This window comes from Novosphingobium sp. HNCC26BN242 (assembly GCF_057180525.1).
In genome coordinates, this window is the sequence record NZ_JBXUGM010000006.1 from 32166 (window position 1) to 51512 (window position 19347).

Sequence of the window (19347 nt, forward strand, 5' to 3'; positions counted from 1 at the left end):
CGCTCACCCTGAGCCTGTCGAAGGGGTCGAAGGGCCTGCCCCCGAGTCTGATGTTGGCTCTGCTACGGCCTCCGGCCTCCGCAACCGCATCCAAAGCATGATCTTCAGCACACCCATGGTGAAGGCCCTGCAGGCCGGCCGCAAAACCCAGACGCGCCGCCTCCTGCCCGAAGGTCGCACACCCCGCCTGAATTTTGGAGACCGCGTCTACGTCCGCGAAACCTTCCGCATCGCCCCCGATGCTTGCGAGGGCTGGCCGCACGAAGCCGAACCCTGCCCGGGCTGGATCGAATACGCCGCCGGCGGCTTCCACTTCTGCTTCGCGCCAGACTATTTCGCCGTGCTCAAGGCCTTCGGCAAAATCCCCGTGGATTGGAACAACCTGCCCCAGCGCTGGCGCACATCGCGCATCGCCCCCCGCTGGACCTCGCGCATGTACCTGACGATCACCGATGTCCGCGTGCAGCAGCTGCTCTTCATCAATGAGGATGATTGTGTCGCCGAAGGGCTCGAGGCAGACTTCGACGACGACACGGATTCGCACGGCCGCAATGTTATCCGCACGTCCTATCGGGCGGCAGACTACCTTCCGTGGTGCACCAGCCCGCGCGAAGCCTACGCCGATCTGTGGGATCAGCTGAACACCAAACCCGGCACCCGCTGGGACGATAACCCGCGCATCGCCGCCTATACTTTCACCGTCACGCGCCGGAACATCGATGTCCTGCCGATGGCCCCCGGCTACTTCGCCGAACCCTCCCCCGCCCCCTCTGAACCCGCTCATCCTGAGCCTGTCGAAGGACGCGCCCTGATCGAAGGAAACGTCCCCCCGCACATCGCCGCCCAGCTGATCCGCGCCCGCGATCTCCCCCCAAGGGCAAACCCCCAGCCGGTCAGGAAGCAGGCATGACTGACCAGCCCATCACCGTCCTCTCCCCCACCATCGCCCAGCTGCACGCAGGCAAGGTCACCCGCCTGCGCCGCCCGCAGGGTCGCATGTCCACCATTAAGCCCGGCGATCGCCTGTGGCTGCGCGAACAATTCTTCCTCGCTCAAACGTTCGAACACGTCTCGCCACTGCAGGCGCTCGAACGCGGTGCCACACCCGTCTTCGGAGCCGATCACGCCGATCTGCCCGACTATGCCACCGCTGATCTCGGCCGACGCCGCTTCGCCCGAGAAATGCCCAAAGCCTGGCACCGCGCGCATCTGGTCGTCACGCACGTCGCGCTCGAACGCCTGCAGCAGATCTCGGCCGAGGAAATCGCCGCAGAAGGCTTCGAAAGCGCAGAGCAGTTCGCCGCCGCATGGAACGCCAACCTCTCGCTGGCCAAAACCACATCCAACGGCGGGCTGACAGCCTTCCGCCGCCTCGAATGGCGCGCAAACCCTGCCGTCATCGCCTTCACCTTCACGCTCGTCCCCCACCCTCTCCCCGATTTCGCGCAGAAACAAACAGGCTGCGAAACCCTTACCGAAAGGAGCATTGCGCCATGACCAAAACTGCCGCCGCTTCTCCCCTTCCGTTTCAGCGTGTCAGCAAAGGCCCGCAAGTTGGTGTCCCACCCAGCCTCGAGCAGGTTCCGGTCGATCGCCTGCAGGTCGACGATTCCTATCAGCGCGCAACCGACAGCCCGGGATCTCGCGCTATCATCGTGCGCATGATCAAGCAGTGGGACTGGTCGCTATGCCAGCCGCTGGTGGTTGCGCGGCGTCCCGATGGTTCGCTGTGGATACTCGATGGCCAGCATCGCCACGCAGGCGCGGTCGAACGCGGCGACATCGCGTTCCTGCCTTGCGTCATTCTGTCGTCGCTGGATCGCGAGGGCGAAGCCCGCACGTTCGTAAAACTGAACACCGAACGGCAGAAGCTCAATCAGGCAGAGATCTTCCACGGCATGCTCGCGGCGGGAGACGAGGATGCAAAGGCCGTTCAGGCCATGCTCGACAAGGCGGGCTGGCGCGTCGTCCGATCGAGCGGCACCGACAACTGGAGGCCCGGCGATCTGCAATGCGCGCCGATGCTGGTGAAGGCCCTCAAGAACAAGGGCGCGAACGTCGTCGACTTTGCCCTGAACACGCTTCGGGCAGCTTACCCCGACACGCCCGTCAGGCAGTCGTCCACATTGCTCAAGGCCTTGTTCGATGTGATGGACATGCTCGAAGATGCCAAAGTTGGCGTCGCTGGCCTTGTCAAAGCGATCGCGGCCTTCGCGCCTGATGCATGGCCGGTGCGCGGCGTGGCGTTGCAGGAACGTCACCCAAACATTTCGGCCACCCATGCCATCGCCCGCGCGATGATCCGTGCGGCCAGCCCGTTGGATCAACAGAAGCCACAAGCCGAAGCAATCGCCGTTAAATCTGCCGGATTGCCAAGCAAGCCGTTGCAGCCTCGCACACCCGCACCATTGCCACCACGCACCATCGGCCACCCGCAATCCGGCACGCAGAATGTTGATGGTCCTGTCTTTGGCACGACCGGCAAGGGTTGGTGCAATCAGTGCGAACAGCTCGTCTCAAGAACCAAGGCCGCCGCCTGCAATTCTGCCTTCTGCCAGATGAAGGAAGCGGAAGCGGCATGACCAAATCGGCAACACTGCAACAGCCCGCCAGCCCGCCCGCCGCACCGGGCAGGCTGTTCCGCATGGATGCTCTGGCAAAGTACCTGTCGCTGCATCCCGTCACCATCAGAAGGCTGGTGCGCGACGGGCAATTCCCCAAGGGCAAGCACATTTCCGAGGGCTGCGTCGTGTGGTCCGAAGCCGCAATCGAGGCGTGGAAGGCGCACGCCCCCGGCCCGCTCGTCTCGATGCAGGATCTTTGTGAAGAGCTGTCGCTCAATGCCAGCAGCATCCACCGCATGATCCGCGAGGACCGCTTCCCCAAAGCCAAGCGCATCACCCCCGGCCGCGTCGCCTGGACGCGCCAGGACATCGAGACCTGGAAACGCAAGGCCCTGCAGCTCGCCCCATAACGCAATCGAGGCCCCCTCCGACCGGGGCCTCACACGCAAAATCGGGGGCCTCACGGGGGCCTCAAATCTAAACGAAATTCAAGTTCTCAAAGGAAAGCATATGCTTACGCAATCCTTCAAAATCCTACTCAGGGAGCCATTTCTTTCCAACCTAAGCCCTTTAAAGTGGCTGGATCAGGTGATTGGAAGACCTTTCTCATCAAAAAATTTAGCGGCGCTCGCCAGAGCGTTTACTCTGAAGTGTGAGACGCTGCGTCAAATCCTTGGCGCGTGACGGACGAACGCGTTGGTGGCTCACATCGCCTTCCCATCTTTCGCCAGCAATGGCTTGGCGCCATCGCCAACGATCACGAACGCGGCCCAATAGAACGGGTGAGACGTGTTGGGATCGTCCATAAGTTTTTCCTGGGCGCTCTCCAGCCCTTCACCCAACGGTTGTCCTGCGCCAGCCTCGATCACGCCGCTGATCAGCCGCTTCGTGGCATCGAAATCGTCGGGCACAGGCCAGTGACTGGCGATCACAGACCGAGCGCCTGCTCCGACGAAGGCGCGAACTAGGCCGTCGAGAGCATAGTTGCCACTGCTGGTGACTCCGGCCTCTCTACTGGCCACGACTGACGCCATTCCCGCTGTATCGCAAGCCGAGAGAATGACGAGGTCGGCATCAAGCTTCAGGTCGAAGATTTCGCGAAAGCTCAGCAAGCCGTCGGAACCTGAACCGCCGAAGCTGGTGACAAGCGCGGGCCGGGCCGGGCATCCGGCGCGCGGCGCAGTAACGAGGCCGTGGGTGGCGAAATGCAGCACCCGGTATTTGTCGAGGTCTTGATCGGCGAGCAATGCGCTGTCGCTGAAGGCGGTGTCGATCTGCACCTTGCTGCCACCGCTATCGAGCTTTTTCTGCGCGTAGAGCAATTCGTCCGCCGAGATTGGGTTCATCCACGTTGCCAGCGGCCAATCGCACTCGTCGGCAACGGCTGCGACCGGGCGCGGGGCCGGTTTGGCATTGTGTCCGAGGCCCAGATAATTGCGCGGAGCGACCGAAGCGCCCAGCTTGCGGATATCCAGAAACCCGCGCGGGCTCACCGCGATGGAAACCTCACGGCCACGCCCCAGCCAGGCAATACCGGTGAAGTCAAACGGATCGCCATCCGGGCTTTCCATTCGCCCGTTATAAGCCGCGATGCCTTTGGCATCGGTGACCAGCACCGTAGGCGGCAGTTGCAGCATTGCGCCATCAGGTTCGAAAATCAGATGGCGCGTGGCGGACAGCAGATCTTCGACCGATCCGAACACTGTTTTGTACAGGTTGTGGGCGCGATTTACGTCGAACGGATAGTTGACCTGGCGACCGTTCTCGATCTTCACAATCGTATCGCGCAAAGCCTGAACCTCAGCCGACAACTGGGTGGGCGTGGCCGAAACCGGCACGACTCGTGCCGACTGTCGCGTGACATAGAGCCCGTATGTGTGATCACCCACAACCATGAGCTTGAAATAGCCCTCGCCCGGCTTCAGTGCGCCTTGCAATTCGGCCAGCTCGACGTTTTTGGGCGCAAGCACGCTGTAGCGGGGAAAAGCGGCCAGTTTGCTGACAAGTTCGGTCTGTTCCTGCTGCAAATAGGCAAGATCGCCCTGCGCCGTCTTCAGAGCGGCCAATTGCCCATCTGTCGGCGCTGCAATCAGCGACAATTGCGCCACCGTCGCCTCGGTGCGGGCAATGTCGCGGCTACGCGCAAGGGATAGCCGGAACAGCGCAGAGGCAGCATCATTGCCTTCGGACATCTGCCGCGCCAGCACCGCTTGCGTCTGCGCCACACCGGGCCGCTGCAGAACCTGCGATGCAGCAAAAACCGCCTTGGCGGCATCGGCGTCATCCTGCTTTGCCAAGAGGCCAAAGTATGGCTGCACCAGCGTGCGCAAATTGACCCCGGCTTCAGGAACGGTGCGCGTTGCTGCGATGACCTTGCCAAACAGCGCAATTGAACCTGCCTCATCGCCAGATCTGCTGAGCCACGCGGCCTTGCGTGCCTGCGCAGAAAGAAGCGCAGGCGTCTGTGGAAAGTCGCTTTCAAGCAACTGCAACGCACGATCATAGGCAGTGCCTGCTTCAGCCTTGCGCCCTTGCGCCTCAGCCACGGTAGCAAGCTCCAGTGCAATTTCAGAGCGCAACCATGCGGTGGAAATTACTCTGCCATCACGCACTTTGGTCAGTCTGGCACTTGCACTTTGCAGCCCGTCAAATGCTTCGGCGAGCTTGCCTTGCATGCGGGCTGCCGTTGCGCGCAGGGCCACGGCTTGCGCATCAAGGATTTCGGCTCGTTCAAGATCTGTCAGCCCCGCATCAACCGCCCCCAAGCGCTTCAGACCTGAGCTTTCGCGATTGATCTGTTCGGACAAGGGGCGCGTGATCAGCCCTGCTGCGAGACTGTCGAAATCGGAGCTGTCGCCAATGGCGTTGACGGGCCTGGCAAGTTCGACAAGCGCTTTGGCAGGCTTGCGCTGGTTTAGCTGGTCAATAGCTCGGTAATTGCGCAACAGGCGCTGCGTGACGCCATCAGCGCGAGCAAGGGCTGAGGATGCACGCGCAAAAAGCCCGCTCGATGCCTCGAAATTGCCGAGGTTCGATTGCTGCAGACCTTGGTTGGCCAAGGCTTCGGCAAACCCTGCGCCACCGGTGGCCCGATCCCGGCTTACCAATGCCTCGAAAAATTCGGACGATTCGGCAAAGCGCCCGCTATTGTTGCGAAGATATCCTTCATCGCGCGCGCCCAACCTGTCGAGTTGCCCTGCCTGCACCCGTGCGAAGGCTGCCGGATCGCTGACTTCGGTAGTGGCAACCTTGATTTCGCCCGGCACGTGAGCGTCGGCCATCACGCTGGCAAGGGCAAGGCGCAGGGCCGGATCATAGCCCGCCAGTCCTTCGACCAGATAGTTTATGCCATTGCGGCTGACGGCATAGCGCTTGTAATCCACCCGGGCGCGCTGATCACGGCAGTTTACGGCGCCAACCCGACCCACCCCGGCGATCTGCACCGATCCTGCAATCCCACAAGACAGTGTAACGCCAGAAAGTCCCGTCGGCTCGTCCTGCAACGGGATGGCACGACGAACAGCAATCAGCGTGCCAACGGCACCGGCGGCATCGCGGCAGCTCAGGCGGTAGCCACGGTCGAATATGCCGCCAAGGCGCGCGTCAGTTGGTGCGTTCTGCGCTGTGCAGGTTACGCCCGAAGTACCGATACGGAAGGAGTTGCGGATCGAGAGCGGCAATTGCGCTTCATTTGCGGCCAGTGCTGGGGATGGGCTGGCCATGAGTGCGAGGCCCAGACAGACGCCGGACCGCAACGAAGCGCGATGGCTATGACGGCGCGCGATCACTGAACATCTCCCTGCAGGTTTCCGGTACTGCCGGTGCCAGATCCGTAGAGCGCGGGATTGCCGCCGCCTGTCACCGGCTCTTCAATCGGGGTGGCTGCATTCAGCGGCGCGTCATTGATAATGCTGGCTGGCGGAGCGATTGGGCTCGCAGGGCCATTGTCGTCCGGCGGAAGCTGCACATCGGCCGCCTCTTCGTCATCATCGAACAGAGGAAACTGCGGCGTACTGCCTAGCGGATTTCCGGCATTGAAGGCAATCTGGCCGGAGATGCCGCCGAATATGTCAGGTTCGCCATCACCACCGGGCAAGATCACGCAGCGCGCCGCTGAAAGCAGGCAACCGTTGATCTGGCTGTTGTCCGAGAAGCTGGCAGGATCGGTCACGCCTGCTATCGCCAGCGCCTGCGCATCAAATCCGCTCACGATGCCCGTGGGCGTTTGGAATGCTCCGTTCACGATAACGGAAACGGTCCCAGGCAGGGCATTGGCCGGGACAGTCACGCTGGTAAAGGCGATATCGGACAGGAAGCCGGCAGGGTTCAGCACCGTGCCGGTATTCTGGATATAGAGCGTGCCGGTGGTATTGATGTCGAGCCCGAGCGCGCGCAGCACGCCTTCAGGACGCTGGACGGTGGCCGGAGCGTTCAGATCGGCGATGCGTCCACTGTAAAGCGGATCGGCGGCCAGATTGGACAGGATATCGGCTGAAGCCACATGAACGTTGGCGGCGTTGAATTCAGCGATGCCGCCCAGCGTTGTACCGGTTGAGACAAGGCTGATCAATCCGGTTGCGGCATCCAGTTCAAACCTGCCTGTGCTAAATTCGAGGATGTTGCCCGATCCGAACCCTGTGCCGTTGATCGCGCCGGTCACGCGGATCGTGCCGCTCAAGGCCTGCGTTGCGGCGTTGCCGGTGGCAAAGATGATCCGGCCGGATGGTCCGGCAAGGGTGCTTGCCCCGATGGCTCCGCCTGCAGACAGGTTCAAGTCCCCGATTTGCATGTCGATCTGATTGGCAGCAGAATCCGCTGCAGCAACCGTCAGACGATTGGTGGAAATCAGGCCGATTTCCTCGTTGCTGAGAGAAAACGCATCTTGCGCGGTCAGGCCATCGCCGATCAGCACGGTGCCGCCTGACGTCGATATGATATCCACACTTCCGTCTGCCGTTGTGCGAATGCCCGAAAGCAAAGGCTGCCCTGCGGCACCGCCACCCGAGCTGTTATTGATTACGGCGATATTGCCAGCGCTGATCCGCACAAGCGGCGCTGTCCAGCGTTGCGCCACGGTCACTTGCGTGCCCGATGTGGCGTCGATCCGCTCGAACGCTGTCCACTCATCACCGCGCAGAATACCCGCAGTTGCGCCAGTAATACGCCCGGCAATTGTGCGCCCGAGGTTGGCCGACCCCGCTGTGGAAGCAGGCGTGGCAGCGAATAGCGCAGCATAATCAATTGAACCGGGCAGTACCCCTGCTGACAGCATTGAAGCGTTGGCGATCAGCAACCGCCCCGTAGCCCCGGTCACGGCTCCACTGGCCGGATTGATCACAACCCCGGCTCTTGCGCTGCCAACCTGCACATTGCCTGCCGAAAGCAGCGCAATGTCCCGCCCGGACACCGTCTGCAAGTTCAGGCCGGTTGCAGAGCGTGCCAGCACATCAAACCGCGCATCGATCCCCGCCGCTGCCAGACTGCCCGTTTGCGAAAGCAGTTCGATATTGCCGCCGGTGCTGCGCAACGCGCCAAAGGTGCCATTGCTGGCGCTGGTCACGCCGATGTTGCCGCTGGCCAGAACATCGCTGGTCGTTGCCGTTGTCCCTGCAGCGATGCGTAAGGCGGCCAAAGTAGCAGGGCCTTCAATGCCGACCGAACCTGTGGTTGCGATCGGATTGGCGCTGAGGATCTGCTCCTTCGTCGGCGTGCCGCCGGAAGCGGGAAACGCCATCGCCCGGTTCGCAATCAACACCCGGTTCGCAAGATCAAACCCGCCCAATGCAGTGTTACCACTGCCCAGGATCAGCGAATCGTAGGCTGAAATGCGCCCGGTTCCGATGTCGCCCTGCGCATAAAGCAAGACATCGGACGACGACGAAAGGTTGGCCGTGCTGATCCTGCCACCGGCACTGATCACCAACTGATCAAGGCCTGTGGCTGACGGCAGGCCGGTGCCTGCGGAGACTGCACCGGTCGTGACGTTTCCGCCCGCGTCAATCAAGACAGGCCCAAGCGCCGATACAGTCCCTACTGCGATATTGGTGTTCGCTGTCAGCGTGACATCCTGCTGCGACGTGACATCGCCCAATGTCAGCGATGTTCCGGCATCTGCCGTGATGAATCCCGGCGAGCGCACGGCACCAAACGCAATACGTCCCGCCGCGGCAAGGTTGATCGGCGTGTCGGACGCCAGATTGGCATGGGCGACAAGGTCTAGCCCTGACAGGAGTTGCAAGCCCGATCTTCCCGTAAGCGTGCCAAGAAGCGCAGGTGCGGGGCCAGCAAGCAGCCAGTTTCTCGCTGCCATGCTTACGTTATCGGCAGTCACTGTTGCGTTATCGAGCGTGAGCGAAAAGCCACTCGGCGTGGAAACCGTCAGGCCTGATGTGAATATCGCTGAACCATTGGTAACGGAGAACGTATCCGCAAGAGCTGTGGGGGAAACAGTGTTTGCGGTTGCGGCCAGCGAAAGAGTGTTGGCCGAAACGTCGCCATTGCTGACGACAAAGCCAAGGACGCTGTTCACCATCGTGGACGCGCCGTTCACGGTGCCGGTTCCGCCGACAGCCGAAGCCGTCATCGTCAAGTTCGTTGCGGTCAAGCTGCCACGCTGCGCCAGCTGGTTGAGCCGCTCGGTAACCTGAACCTTGATCCCCGCTGCAGTTGCGGGATTGGACAGGCTGCCAATCGTTGCATTCCCGCCATTGCCAACCGCAATCGAAGCACCGCCGGTGCCGCCGGTGGCATTGGCTTCGAAGGTAGAGGCCGCTGCTATCGCAACTTGCGCACCCTGCGCGAGGAGCGTGACGCTGCCGCCAGTGGCATTGCCGCCGTTGCCTCCGGCAAATTCTGCGGTACCACCGGTGCCTCCATCGGCCGAGGCCGTTGCGTCTACTGTGCCAAACCGGGACGATCCACTGTTGACTGCACCCGTGGCGATCCCGCTGGCCAGCCCAAGCTCCACTGCACCGCCGGTTGCAAGACCACCCGAGCCGCCAACTTCGAACACCGCTGTGCCGCCAGTTCCCCCGATCGCATCGGCAGAAACATCGACCATGCCAATATCAAGACTGCCATTGCCTGCGCTGCCGAGAATCGAGACATTCCCGCCTTGAGCAATGCCACCAACCGCTCCCACAGCATTGGGATCGAAGATTTCTGCCCCATCCCCACCACGCGCGTTGGCTTGTGCCAACAGACTTGTGCTTTGCACTAACGCTGGGCCTTCAACCGCACTGTATGCAACGACCCTGATCGTACCGCCTGTCGCAGCGGCGCCTGCCCCACCGACAACCCCGCCTCCGCCAAAGGCATTTGCGGTGGCAAGTACATCGCTAAGCTCAAGCGCCCCCTGTCTTGCAGTTATCGCAGTCAGCCCTCCGGTCGCAACCCCGGCGGTAAAGCCTGCGCCTCCACCGGCATCGGCGCTTGCGTTGACAAAGCCAAGAACCGTTACTCTGCCACCGTTGCCAAGCTGGGTCTGCGTCCCGGCCGTCAACAAAGCGCTGCCGCCAAGCCCACTGCCGCCAGCGCCAGACAGTCCATCAAGCTGTCCGTTCCCGCCAATGCCGTTAGCCTGCAATATGACGCCTGATTCGATCGCAATGGCTCCGCCGTTGCTGGAAATCTGTGCGGTTCCGCCGGTTCCGTTCCCGCCAATGCCACCAGGACCGATGCTCAAGCCGCCGTTGCCATTGGCAATGATCGCAAACTGTTCTGAAATCACGGCACTGCTGTTGCCCGAAGCGGTAAAGCGGGCTGTCCCACCAAGGCCCGCGCCGCCTGTCAGGTTTGCCACTTCGTCGGTTGTGGCATTGCCACCTGTGGCAAAGGCGTTGAGCGATATGCTCCCCGCAGTCAGCGTCGTGCCAGCGCCCAGCTTCAGCAAAACATCACCACCGGTGCCGAAAGCGCCACTTGTCACGCTGCTGCTACCGCCCGTGCCGAAGGCGGAAAGCTGCAGGGATTGGGTGGTGATCGAATTGCCCGTGGTCAGTCCGTCCGATCCCAGTGTGATCGTGCCACCGGTGCCCGTGCCCGCCGCCACCGTGCATGCGGTAAAGCAGGGGCCGGTATTGCCGCCGGTTGCATTGGCCAGCACTTCCAGCACGCCGGTTGCAGAAAGCCTGCTGCCACCGGCATCAAGCAGGATGGTGATGGTTCCTCCGGTTGCATTCCCGCCGCTGCCCCCGCGACCCGGAGGAATGCCTGCTCCGCCTGTGCCGCCATTGGCACCCGTTGCCCCGGCATCAATAAGGCCCGAGTCAAGGACGAACCCGCCCACGGTGGTTCCGGTGCCACGCACCGATGTAAAGTTGATCTGGCCACCAGTGGCCGATCCGCCGGAGCCAGCATGCTCGCCCGGGCCTGATGAGGAAGCGCCGTTGGCAGCAAGACCGCCAAAGCCTGTAGCCCTGACGGTTAGTTGTGGTGCCTCAATCGTCCCGCCATCAGGTGCTGAAACTAGGGCGATTGTTCCACCCAATCCCGCACCGCCACTGCCTGCCTGGTCTAAACCGGCACTGGCCGCGCTGGTGCCATCGCCACCACGACCACTTGCGCTGATGTTCAGGATGGGTGCTTCAATTCTGCTGGTGCCAAGGGAACTGCCGGTTGCCGTCAGGCCAATCTGGCCGCCAGTTCCGGTCGCACCGTTCCCACCGCTAAAGCCACCGTCGCCACCTTGCCCTTCGGCAAAGACCTGCAACTCATCACCGGCGGTGATGGTTGATCCGGTCGCCGTCATCTGAATGCTTCCGCCCGTCGCCGAGCCAGCGGTCGTGCCAATGGCGCCAAAGCCGGTCGCATCAAATGTCGCGTTGCCGACGGTCGCTAAATCGGCGGTGCTTCCCGTTGCCAGCATGGTGATCGAACCACCCGTGCCGGTTCCGCCCGTCGATCCGAAGAATGCAGGAGCGCCCGTGCCGGTCGCGCCAATCAGGCTGCCTCCGCCAACGATCAGAGTGTTTCCACTCTGAGTGATGGCCGTCGCCCCGCCGGTGCCATTGCCGCCCTGTGCCCCGCCACCGCCGCCCGATCCGGCGGAATCCAGCCTTAGATCGCCTGTGATATCGAGCGTTCCGCCGCCAAGATCGAACCGCGCATTGCCGCCTGTGCCATTGCCTCCGATAGTATCGGGACCACTGCCCGCCGCGCCGCCAACGCCTACTGCGATGACTTGCGCGGATTGGAAAAGATCGATCCGGCCGCTCGTCCCGATGACGATCCGTGCGGTGCCTCCCTGCCCTGCCCCGCCGGTCCCGTTGATCAACTGCGCCCCACCGCGCCCCTGCGCGTTAACCGACAGATCGCTGTCGATCCTGACCTGCCCCCCGGCAGAACGCAAAGTGGCAATCCCGCCTGTGCCGATCCCGCCACTCTGTGCGCCAAACGATTCTCCGCCAGTGCCCTGCGCCGAAAGCCCGGCAAAGCCAGTCACGCGAAAGAAGCCAGCGGTGGCGGCCTCTGCAAGAACCGAACCGCCATTGCCCGCACCCGGACCACCAAAGCCAAGGCCGCCTGTGCCATCGCTGTTTGCAAAAAGATTGCCTGCCACGTTGATGATCTTCTCATCGCGCGCGCTGACCGTGATCGTGCCGCCCGTTGCCTCGCCGCCTGTGCTTGCCTGCGATTCTCCGAAGCCGCCCGTGGCGTTGCTTTCAAGGAAAAGGTCGCCGGTTATGCCGATGCTGCCATTGCTAGTACCGCTGGCCACAAGGCTTATCGCCCCGCCAGTCGCACTGCCGCCCGCAGTGTTCTGACTAGATCCGCCTTGCGCATTGGTCAGCCCGTTTATGGCCCGCAGCGTGATCCTGCCGCCGTTGGTTGCCGCCATGGTGATGGATCCACCCGTGGCAGCGCCGCCAAGCCCGACCGTTGCAGCGCCGCCGTTGGCCAGCGCCGAAAGATCAGCCAGCGCCCCTATGCCAAGCGTCTTTCCTATCCCAATCGCTTCAAACGAGATGGTCCCGCCACTGGCCAGCCCTGCATCAAACTGGCAGACAGAGCAGCCATTCCCGGTGCCGCCGATGCCTGTGGCCGTCACGATCAGGCCATCAGCAATCTGAATGTCGGAAAGACCTGTCCCTGCTGACCGGAACGTAACTGTGCCCCCGGTGCCAGTGCCCCCGCCAACGCCTGTCGTACCGGTTTCAGGAACACCTCCAAGCCCGTCTGCCATAACCTGAAGATCAAGATCGAACGCAATCCTGCCGCCGTTCAGCGCCTCTATCAGGATCGCACCGCCAGTACCGTTGCCGCTGTTCGTGCCCGCAATTTGCGATGCGAGGCCGGTGCCGGTTGCGAAAAGATCGGTGGAGCCTGCAACGGTGATCGTGCCGCCATCAAGCGCGCGCAACGCAATCCCGCCACCTTGCGCATCCAGATTGGCGGCCGTGCCGGTGGTAGAGGCCGAGAACGACAGGAAGCTTTCAAAATCAACGAAGCTGCCTGCGCGCGCGATGATGCTGGAATTGCCGCCGGTCGCCCGCAGAGTCGCCTGCCCGGCGAAAGTCATGCCGTCGGTCTGGGTCGCTTCAAGATTGATCGTGCCCGTCGCTCGCGCATCAACGGCTGACGAGAACACGCTATCCCCACCTGTGATCGATGCACGGCCACTGCCGCCCCCGGATGACGGCGCAGCGCCGGTTTCCCCGCCAAAAACATCATGCCCGGCCGACAGCACGATTGTGTTGCCTACCGCATTGGCCGCCCCGGCAATATCAAAGCCCAACGAACTGCCCGCGCCGATCGCCATCGTGATAGCGTCATTCTTTGGCACGGCGACCATATAGACGCGGTTGAAGAAGTTCTGCCCGGCAGAAGCCGGCCCGCCAACCGACCCATTGTTGGTAAGCGCGCTGCCTGTCGCGCTTGTCCCTGATGTCACTTCGATATCGAACAAACCGTTGGGCGAAAACGTGATCGTCGCTGCATCGGCCGCAACCAGCGCTGCTGAACCATTGACGTCAATCGTGCCGTTGTTGACCACCGAAGGCGCGACCAGCGCGATGTAGGATCCCTCAACAGGAGCATTCACCTGTGCGCCATTATTGACCACAATCTGTGCGCCGGGCACTGTGGCGGGCCGGAACACATAAGCCCCGTTGCTGTCGAAGTTTCCGGCAGCGTCATAATTCAGATCGGATGTGGTCAGCACCAGATTGCCGACATCGAACACACTTCCGCCGCCGATCAGGATACCGCCGGGGCTATAGAAGAACACCGTGCCGCCGCGGGTCGGCTGCCCGGAAACCACCTGCAATTGCGATATCACAGTGCCGTTGAAAAGGACCGGGCGCGAGGTATCTGCCGGGAGGATGCGGTTGAGCACCGCAAAATCGGTTGTGTTGAAGTCATTCTGATAGGTCGTGGTCTGGAAACTGTCCTGAAAGTTATATGGCGCGCCTGCCGCAGGAGAGTCAGTCGGCACCCAGTTGATCACGGCACTAGGCGTTGACACTGTGATCGCGCTGGTCGTCGGCGTTGAATTGATCGTGGCCGCCCCCGCCACGACAGTTCCTGTCGCGTTGAAGCCCTGCGCCGCCAGCCTTGGCCCCACGGCGACAAGTGCCGTCGCCAGCGCAAAACCCGATGCCGAGAGCAAATGCTTCATGGTTGCAGAGGATGGCGCACGCATCACAAGCTCCTCCACGGCAGCAGCCGCGTGGTCAAAGTCACCAAAAAACGCGGGTCTGAGCGGCTTAGTTGCCCGCGCAGCCGCTCCAGCGGCACGGCCAGCGTTGCCTCAAGGCGGAAGCGTGAGCCGATATCCGAACGCAATCCCCCACCTGCGGATGTCAGCCGTTGCGATCCGGGCACGCCCTTGTTCCAAACCCAAGCTGCGTCGAAATAGGCAAAGGGCTGAACACGCCATGTGCGCGCACTGTCTACCGGCCAGCGCGGACCGCGCAATTCCACGGCGCTGCCAATCGCATTGTCGCCAATCAGATCGCCCGGATCATAGCCACGCCCCAGCGTGAAGTTGCCGGCGGAAAACTCTTCAAAGCTGAACAGCGGTTTGAACGCATATTGCCCGCGCGGGGCCAGCAACAGCGAAACCTTGCCAAACGCCTGCTCATATTCACCCTGCCAGCGAACCACCGTAGCACTGGCCGCCCCATCGAAACGGCTTGTCGGCACAATCGCACCGCATCCCGCACCGGCGCAGCCTTGCGTTGCGTCAAGGATCGACAACCCCTGCCGCACCTCCAACCCAGTAGAAAGCCGCCAGCGCGGCTGCACATGGCGCGTATCGATGGCGTCCAGATCAACCCGGCCCCACGCCACCCGAATGCGGTCACGCGTCAGTGGGCCAATGAAATCAACGTCCTGATTAACCAAATCCACCCCGCCACCAAGCCAGACATTGCGAGCCAGCGAACGCTGTAGCGGGTACTTGGCGAACACGCTGGCATATAGGGTCCGCGCTTCAAGCGAGACGTTGGCTGGCAGCCCGGCAATATCCGGCTTAGTCCAGACATAGGTAAATTGGCCGCCGATGATCAGACCTTCGGCACCCGGCCGGAATTCGTGCGATACCTGCAAAACCTGTTGTTCGCTGAATTCGCCCGTAGCATAGTAAGACAACGTCGTAGCATCGCCCAGCCCCGTCAGCCCGAACACCTGCGCGCGCACTTGCCCTCCAAAGCGACCAGTCGCTTTGGCCCCCAGATTTTGCACCGTGAAGTCTACGGCATACTGCTCGCGCAAGACGGCCACTTCGGCAGCAAGCTCGCCCGCACCGGTTCCAGCAGGCTTCAGCGTCAACTGAACGTTATATCCCGGCAGATCGCGCGCCAGCAGCAGGTACCGTTCGGCCCTGCGCTGGTTGAACACCTCATCGCCGGTCAACGCGCCCAAATATTGCTGCAGCTTGCGTTCGGCGCCGCGCGTCTCGCCCCGTGCGCGCACCGATGTGATCCGCGCATAGATCACTTCCATGCGCACTTCGCCGTTTTCGATCTTTTGCGTCGGAACCTGGACGGCGGCCAGATAGCCCTTGTTGCGCAGCATCGTTCCTGCAGCATCGCGGATTTCGCACAGTATGCCAATGGGCTGCGGTGTGCCGACCAACGCCTTCCACGTATCGTCAAGTTCGGCCGGAGCGATTTCCTTCAGCCCACCGAAGGTGACGTTGCCGATAGTGACCTTGATATCGGCATACTTGGGGTCTTCCAGCGGACAAGCTGATCGCTCAATACCACCCTTGATCGAAAGCTGCGGCGCGGAACTTGATGGTTGGCCAGTGACCCCCCGAATATCGTCGCGCGTAGGCGTGCTGCCACCGGGAACGCCAACGGCCTGTGCAAATGAAGCCAAAGGAAAAGCGGACAAGACCAAGGTCGTCAGCCCACGCACAAGCGCAGCCGTGCAAACCTGAACAGGCCCCGCCATCAACTTTCGTTCGTACCCCATTTGCATCGCGCAAGCGCCCCTTCAAGGCAAAGTTCTGGCGCGACCCTTCGCTTGCTTTTATCAGCTTTCTATCTGCTTAGCATTGATCCTTGGCTCTGCAATCAGGACTGGTCACACATCGCAACAAAAAACCGGACAAGATCAAAGTTTATCTTTGGATAACCGAATTTTAAGCTCAAAAAAGGGTTGTCGGTACCCGTTGAATGCTGGTGCTCCTGTCAGGCAGCCACACCATGGCAGTGCTTGTACTTCTTGCCCGACCCACATGGACAAGCCGCATTGCGGCTGATCCCCAGGTTGGCATAAGGATCCTGCCCGCCAATTGTAGGCTCCCCAACACTAAGGGCGCCTGCGGCCTGCGGGGTTACCGCGCCGAACAGACCCGAAACCATCGGCGCAGCATCATTCTCACCCGTAAACGGATCAATGTGGCTGGTCAGGAAATCCGGCAGTTCAGGCAATTCGAAATCGTCCATCGGACGCAAGCGGATCTCGCTAGTCATCAGGATGCGCGTCACATCCTCGCGGATCGCTTCGAGCATCTTTTCGAACAGCCCGAACGCTTCCTGCTTGTATTCGTTGATCGGCGTCTTCTGGGCATAAGCGCGCAGGAACACGACCTGCCGCAGCGCATCAAGCGTGGCGAGATGTTCCTTCCAGTGATGGTCAAGCCGTTCAAGCAGGATCGACTTTTCAAGGCTGCGCCAAGCGTTGGTGTCAACCTCGGCAACCTTTGCGTCCATCTTCTCGTCAGCCAGCGTTTGGATACGCTCTTCAATCGTATCCGGCTCGATGGCCTCTTCCTGCATCCAGTCGTCCAGCGGCACTTCCATGCCAAGAACATCGGCAACGCGGGCCTTAAGGCCTGCCACGTCCCACTGTTCAGGATAGGATCCGGGAGGGCACACATCGCCAACAATGCCGTTGACGGTATCGTGGCGCATATCGGTCACCACATCGCCCACCGCTTCGGCATCCATGATATCGGCGCGCTGTTCGTAGATGACCTTGCGCTGGTCGTTCATCACGTCATCATATTCGACAACCTGCTTGCGGATATCGTAATTTCGCGCTTCAACCTTCTTTTGCGCCGTCTCAATAGCTTTCGACAGCCACTTCGAACCAATAGCTTCGCCATCAGCCAGATTGTTGTTCATCATGCGCGAGAACAGCGTATCCGGCCCAAAGATACGCAGCAGGTCATCTTCAAGGCACAAGTAGAACTTGCTCATGCCCGGGTCACCCTGACGGCCCGAGCGACCGCGCAGCTGGTTGTCGATACGGCGGCTTTCGTGCCGTTCGGTGCCGATCACGCACAGACCGCCCGCGGCCAGAACTTTGGCCTTTTCTTCAGCTACTTCGGCCTTGATCCGGGCAACTCCGGCCTCGCGCTCGGGCCCATCGGGCAGATCGCGCAACTCGGCTTCCATGCGGAATTCCACGTTTCCGCCAAGCTGGATGTCGGTGCCGCGCCCGGCCATGTTGGTGGCAATGGTTACCGCGCCCAGACGGCCCGCCTGCGCCACGATATGCGCTTCCATCTCGTGGAAACGGGCGTTCAGCACGTTGTGCTTCACCCCTTCCTTTTGCAGGAAGTCTGAAAGCAACTCCGATTTCTCAATGGAAACCGTACCCACCAGCACCGGCTGCCCGTTTTCGTACTTCTCGCGGATCAGCTTGGCGATGGCGCCAAACTTGTCCATCGTGTTCTTGTAGAACTCGTCTTCCTCGTCCACGCGCAGCACCGGCACGTTGGTCGGAATCGACACGACGTTCATCTTGTAGATGTCGAAGAACTCGGGCGCTTCGGTGGCGGCCGTGCCGGTCATGCCCGAAATCTTTGGATACATGCGGAAGTAGTTCTGGAACGTGATCGAGGCCATCGTCTGGTTTTCAGGCTCGATCTGCACGCCTTCCTTGGCTTCCACCGCCTGATGCAAGCCGTTTGACCAGCGCCGCCCGTCCATCATGCGGCCGGTGAACTCGTCGATGATGACGACTTTGTCGTCCTTGACGATGTAGTCGATGTCACGCTTGAACATGACATTGGCCTTCAGCGCCTGATCCAGATGGTGGACGACCATCGTGTTTTCGACATCGTAAAGGTTGGACCCTTCGAGCAGCCCTGCCGTTTCCAGCGCGCGTTCCACCCATTCGACGCCATCTTCGGTCAGCGTAATATTCTTGGTCTTCTCGTCCGCTTCATAGAGCGAAGGGTCGATTGTCTTCACGATGGCGTCGACCGAGACATACAGGTCGCTCTTGTCATCGGTCGGGCCGGAGATGATCAACGGCGTGCGCGCCTCGTCAATCAGGATTGAGTCGACTTCGTCCACGATCGCGAAATTGAAAGGGCGATGCACCATGTTCTCGCGCGTGTGCTTCATGTTGTCGCGCAGGTAGTCGAAGCCCAACTCGTTGTTGGTCGCATAAGTGATGTCGGAGTTATAGGCCTCGCGACGCTGCTCCTCACCCAGATTGGGCACGATCACACCCACCGTCAGGCCAAGGAACTTGTAGAGCACACCCATCGTCTCGGCATCGCGCCGTGCGAGGTAATCGTTGACGGTCACCACGTGAACGCCCTTGCGCTCCAGCGCGTTCAAATAGACCGCCAACGTGGCGACCAGCGTCTTGCCCTCGCCTGTGCGCATTTCGGCAATTTCGCCGCGATGCAGCACGATGCCGCCGATCATCTGCACATCAAAATGGCGCAGACCCAACGTGCGTACCGATGCTTCACGCACCGTGGCAAAAGCTTCGGGAAGCAGATCGTCGAGCGTCGCGCCATCATCCAGCATCTGGCGGAACTTGGGCGTTTGTGCGGCCAGCTCCTCGTCCGACATGGCTTGCAACTGCGGCTCGAAAGCGGCGATCTGGCGCACGATCTTGTCGAGCGATTTGACGTAACGGTCGTTGGATGAGCCGAAAAGGGCCTTGGCGATGGAGCCGAACATGGGCGGGTCTGTCCTGTCGAATAGGGTGTGCGGGGGGAATGGGCGCGTAACTTGCGCCCCGGCAGGCGCGAGCCGTGCCAGCAAAGACTATGCGAATGCACGGCGCTATTCGCGCGCGCGGTCGCTCAAATGAATGGTGCCAGGCCGGACCAGCGCCGGCGCGGGAAGCCACACCGTCTTGCGGCGGGCATTCGTGCGCTTTTGCGGGACCTCGCCACCACGGCAAATGCAGCGCTGCTGCGGCTTTGCCGCCATCGCCGCCGCTTGTGCCGACATGCCAGCCTCAGCCACTTCCGCGCGCGAAATGGCCACGGCCACTTGCGGGAAGGAGAGGCCTGTAATCATGGCCAGCAAAGCGAGGAAAATGCGCATTACTTGGCCAAATAGGGATTAACACCGCATTCGTC

Annotated in this window: 9 protein-coding genes; 4 read left to right on the plus strand and 5 right to left on the minus strand. The window is 61.4% G+C overall.

Annotation, left to right across the window (positions count from 1 at the left end):
• Positions 1–97: 97 nt before the first annotated feature.
• Genes AC2A1F_RS18150 through AC2A1F_RS18165 form a run of 4 tightly spaced genes read left to right on the plus strand, consistent with a single transcriptional unit; the run spans position 98 to position 2974 of the window.
• Positions 98–910, plus strand: a complete 813-nt coding sequence (locus AC2A1F_RS18150; protein ID WP_484210193.1) for a hypothetical protein — start codon at positions 98–100, stop codon at positions 908–910.
• Positions 907–1497, plus strand: a complete 591-nt coding sequence (locus AC2A1F_RS18155) for a hypothetical protein (RefSeq protein WP_484210194.1) — start codon at positions 907–909, stop codon at positions 1495–1497. Before AC2A1F_RS18150 ends, AC2A1F_RS18155 begins: the two co-directional genes overlap by 4 nt.
• Positions 1494–2582 (plus strand): hypothetical protein, encoded by a 1089-nt coding sequence (locus tag AC2A1F_RS18160; protein ID WP_484210195.1) that lies wholly within the window; start codon positions 1494–1496, stop codon positions 2580–2582. The genes AC2A1F_RS18155 and AC2A1F_RS18160 overlap by 4 nt, the downstream gene beginning before the upstream one ends.
• Entirely contained in the window at positions 2579–2974 is a 396-nt protein-coding gene (locus AC2A1F_RS18165; RefSeq protein ID WP_484210196.1) for a helix-turn-helix transcriptional regulator, read from the plus strand. Before AC2A1F_RS18160 ends, AC2A1F_RS18165 begins: the two co-directional genes overlap by 4 nt.
• Positions 2975–3268: 294 nt before the next feature.
• Here AC2A1F_RS18165 and AC2A1F_RS18170 read toward each other — a convergent pair whose 3' ends face one another.
• From AC2A1F_RS18170 to AC2A1F_RS18190, 5 genes are all read right to left on the minus strand, one after another.
• Positions 3269–6286, minus strand: coding sequence for a CHAT domain-containing protein (locus AC2A1F_RS18170; protein ID WP_484210197.1), 3018 nt, complete (start codon positions 6284–6286; stop codon positions 3269–3271).
• Positions 6287–6348: 62 nt separating this feature from the next.
• Entirely contained in the window at positions 6349–14205 is a 7857-nt protein-coding gene (locus tag AC2A1F_RS18175; protein ID WP_484210198.1) for a hypothetical protein, read from the minus strand.
• Positions 14205–15887 (minus strand): ShlB/FhaC/HecB family hemolysin secretion/activation protein, encoded by a 1683-nt coding sequence (locus tag AC2A1F_RS18180; protein WP_484210199.1) that lies wholly within the window; start codon positions 15885–15887, stop codon positions 14205–14207. Before AC2A1F_RS18180 ends, AC2A1F_RS18175 begins: the two co-directional genes overlap by 1 nt.
• A gap of 314 nt (positions 15888–16201) precedes the next feature.
• A complete protein-coding gene (secA, locus tag AC2A1F_RS18185; RefSeq protein WP_484210200.1) occupies positions 16202–18940 on the minus strand; it encodes a preprotein translocase subunit SecA in 2739 nt (912 codons plus the stop codon).
• A 105-nt stretch (positions 18941–19045) separates the two neighbouring features.
• Entirely contained in the window at positions 19046–19312 is a 267-nt protein-coding gene (locus tag AC2A1F_RS18190) for a hypothetical protein (RefSeq protein WP_484210201.1), read from the minus strand.
• Between the last annotated feature and the right edge of the window lie 35 nt (positions 19313–19347).

Excerpts from the sequence above, each read along its gene's own strand:
- AC2A1F_RS18150 (WP_484210193.1), top strand. The coding sequence starts at position 98 with ATGATCTTCAGCACACCCATGGTGAAGGCCCTGCAGGCCGGCCGCAAA.
- AC2A1F_RS18155 (WP_484210194.1), top strand. The coding sequence starts at position 907 with ATGACTGACCAGCCCATCACCGTCCTCTCCCCCACCATCGCCCAGCTG.
- AC2A1F_RS18160 (WP_484210195.1), top strand. The coding sequence starts at position 1,494 with ATGACCAAAACTGCCGCCGCTTCTCCCCTTCCGTTTCAGCGTGTCAGC.
- AC2A1F_RS18165 (WP_484210196.1), top strand. The coding sequence starts at position 2,579 with ATGACCAAATCGGCAACACTGCAACAGCCCGCCAGCCCGCCCGCCGCA.
- AC2A1F_RS18170 (WP_484210197.1), bottom strand. The coding sequence starts at position 6,286 with ATGGCCAGCCCATCCCCAGCACTGGCCGCAAATGAAGCGCAATTGCCG.
- AC2A1F_RS18175 (WP_484210198.1), bottom strand. The coding sequence starts at position 14,205 with ATGCGTGCGCCATCCTCTGCAACCATGAAGCATTTGCTCTCGGCATCG.
- secA (WP_484210200.1), bottom strand. The coding sequence starts at position 18,940 with ATGTTCGGCTCCATCGCCAAGGCCCTTTTCGGCTCATCCAACGACCGT.
- AC2A1F_RS18190 (WP_484210201.1), bottom strand. The coding sequence starts at position 19,312 with ATGCGCATTTTCCTCGCTTTGCTGGCCATGATTACAGGCCTCTCCTTC.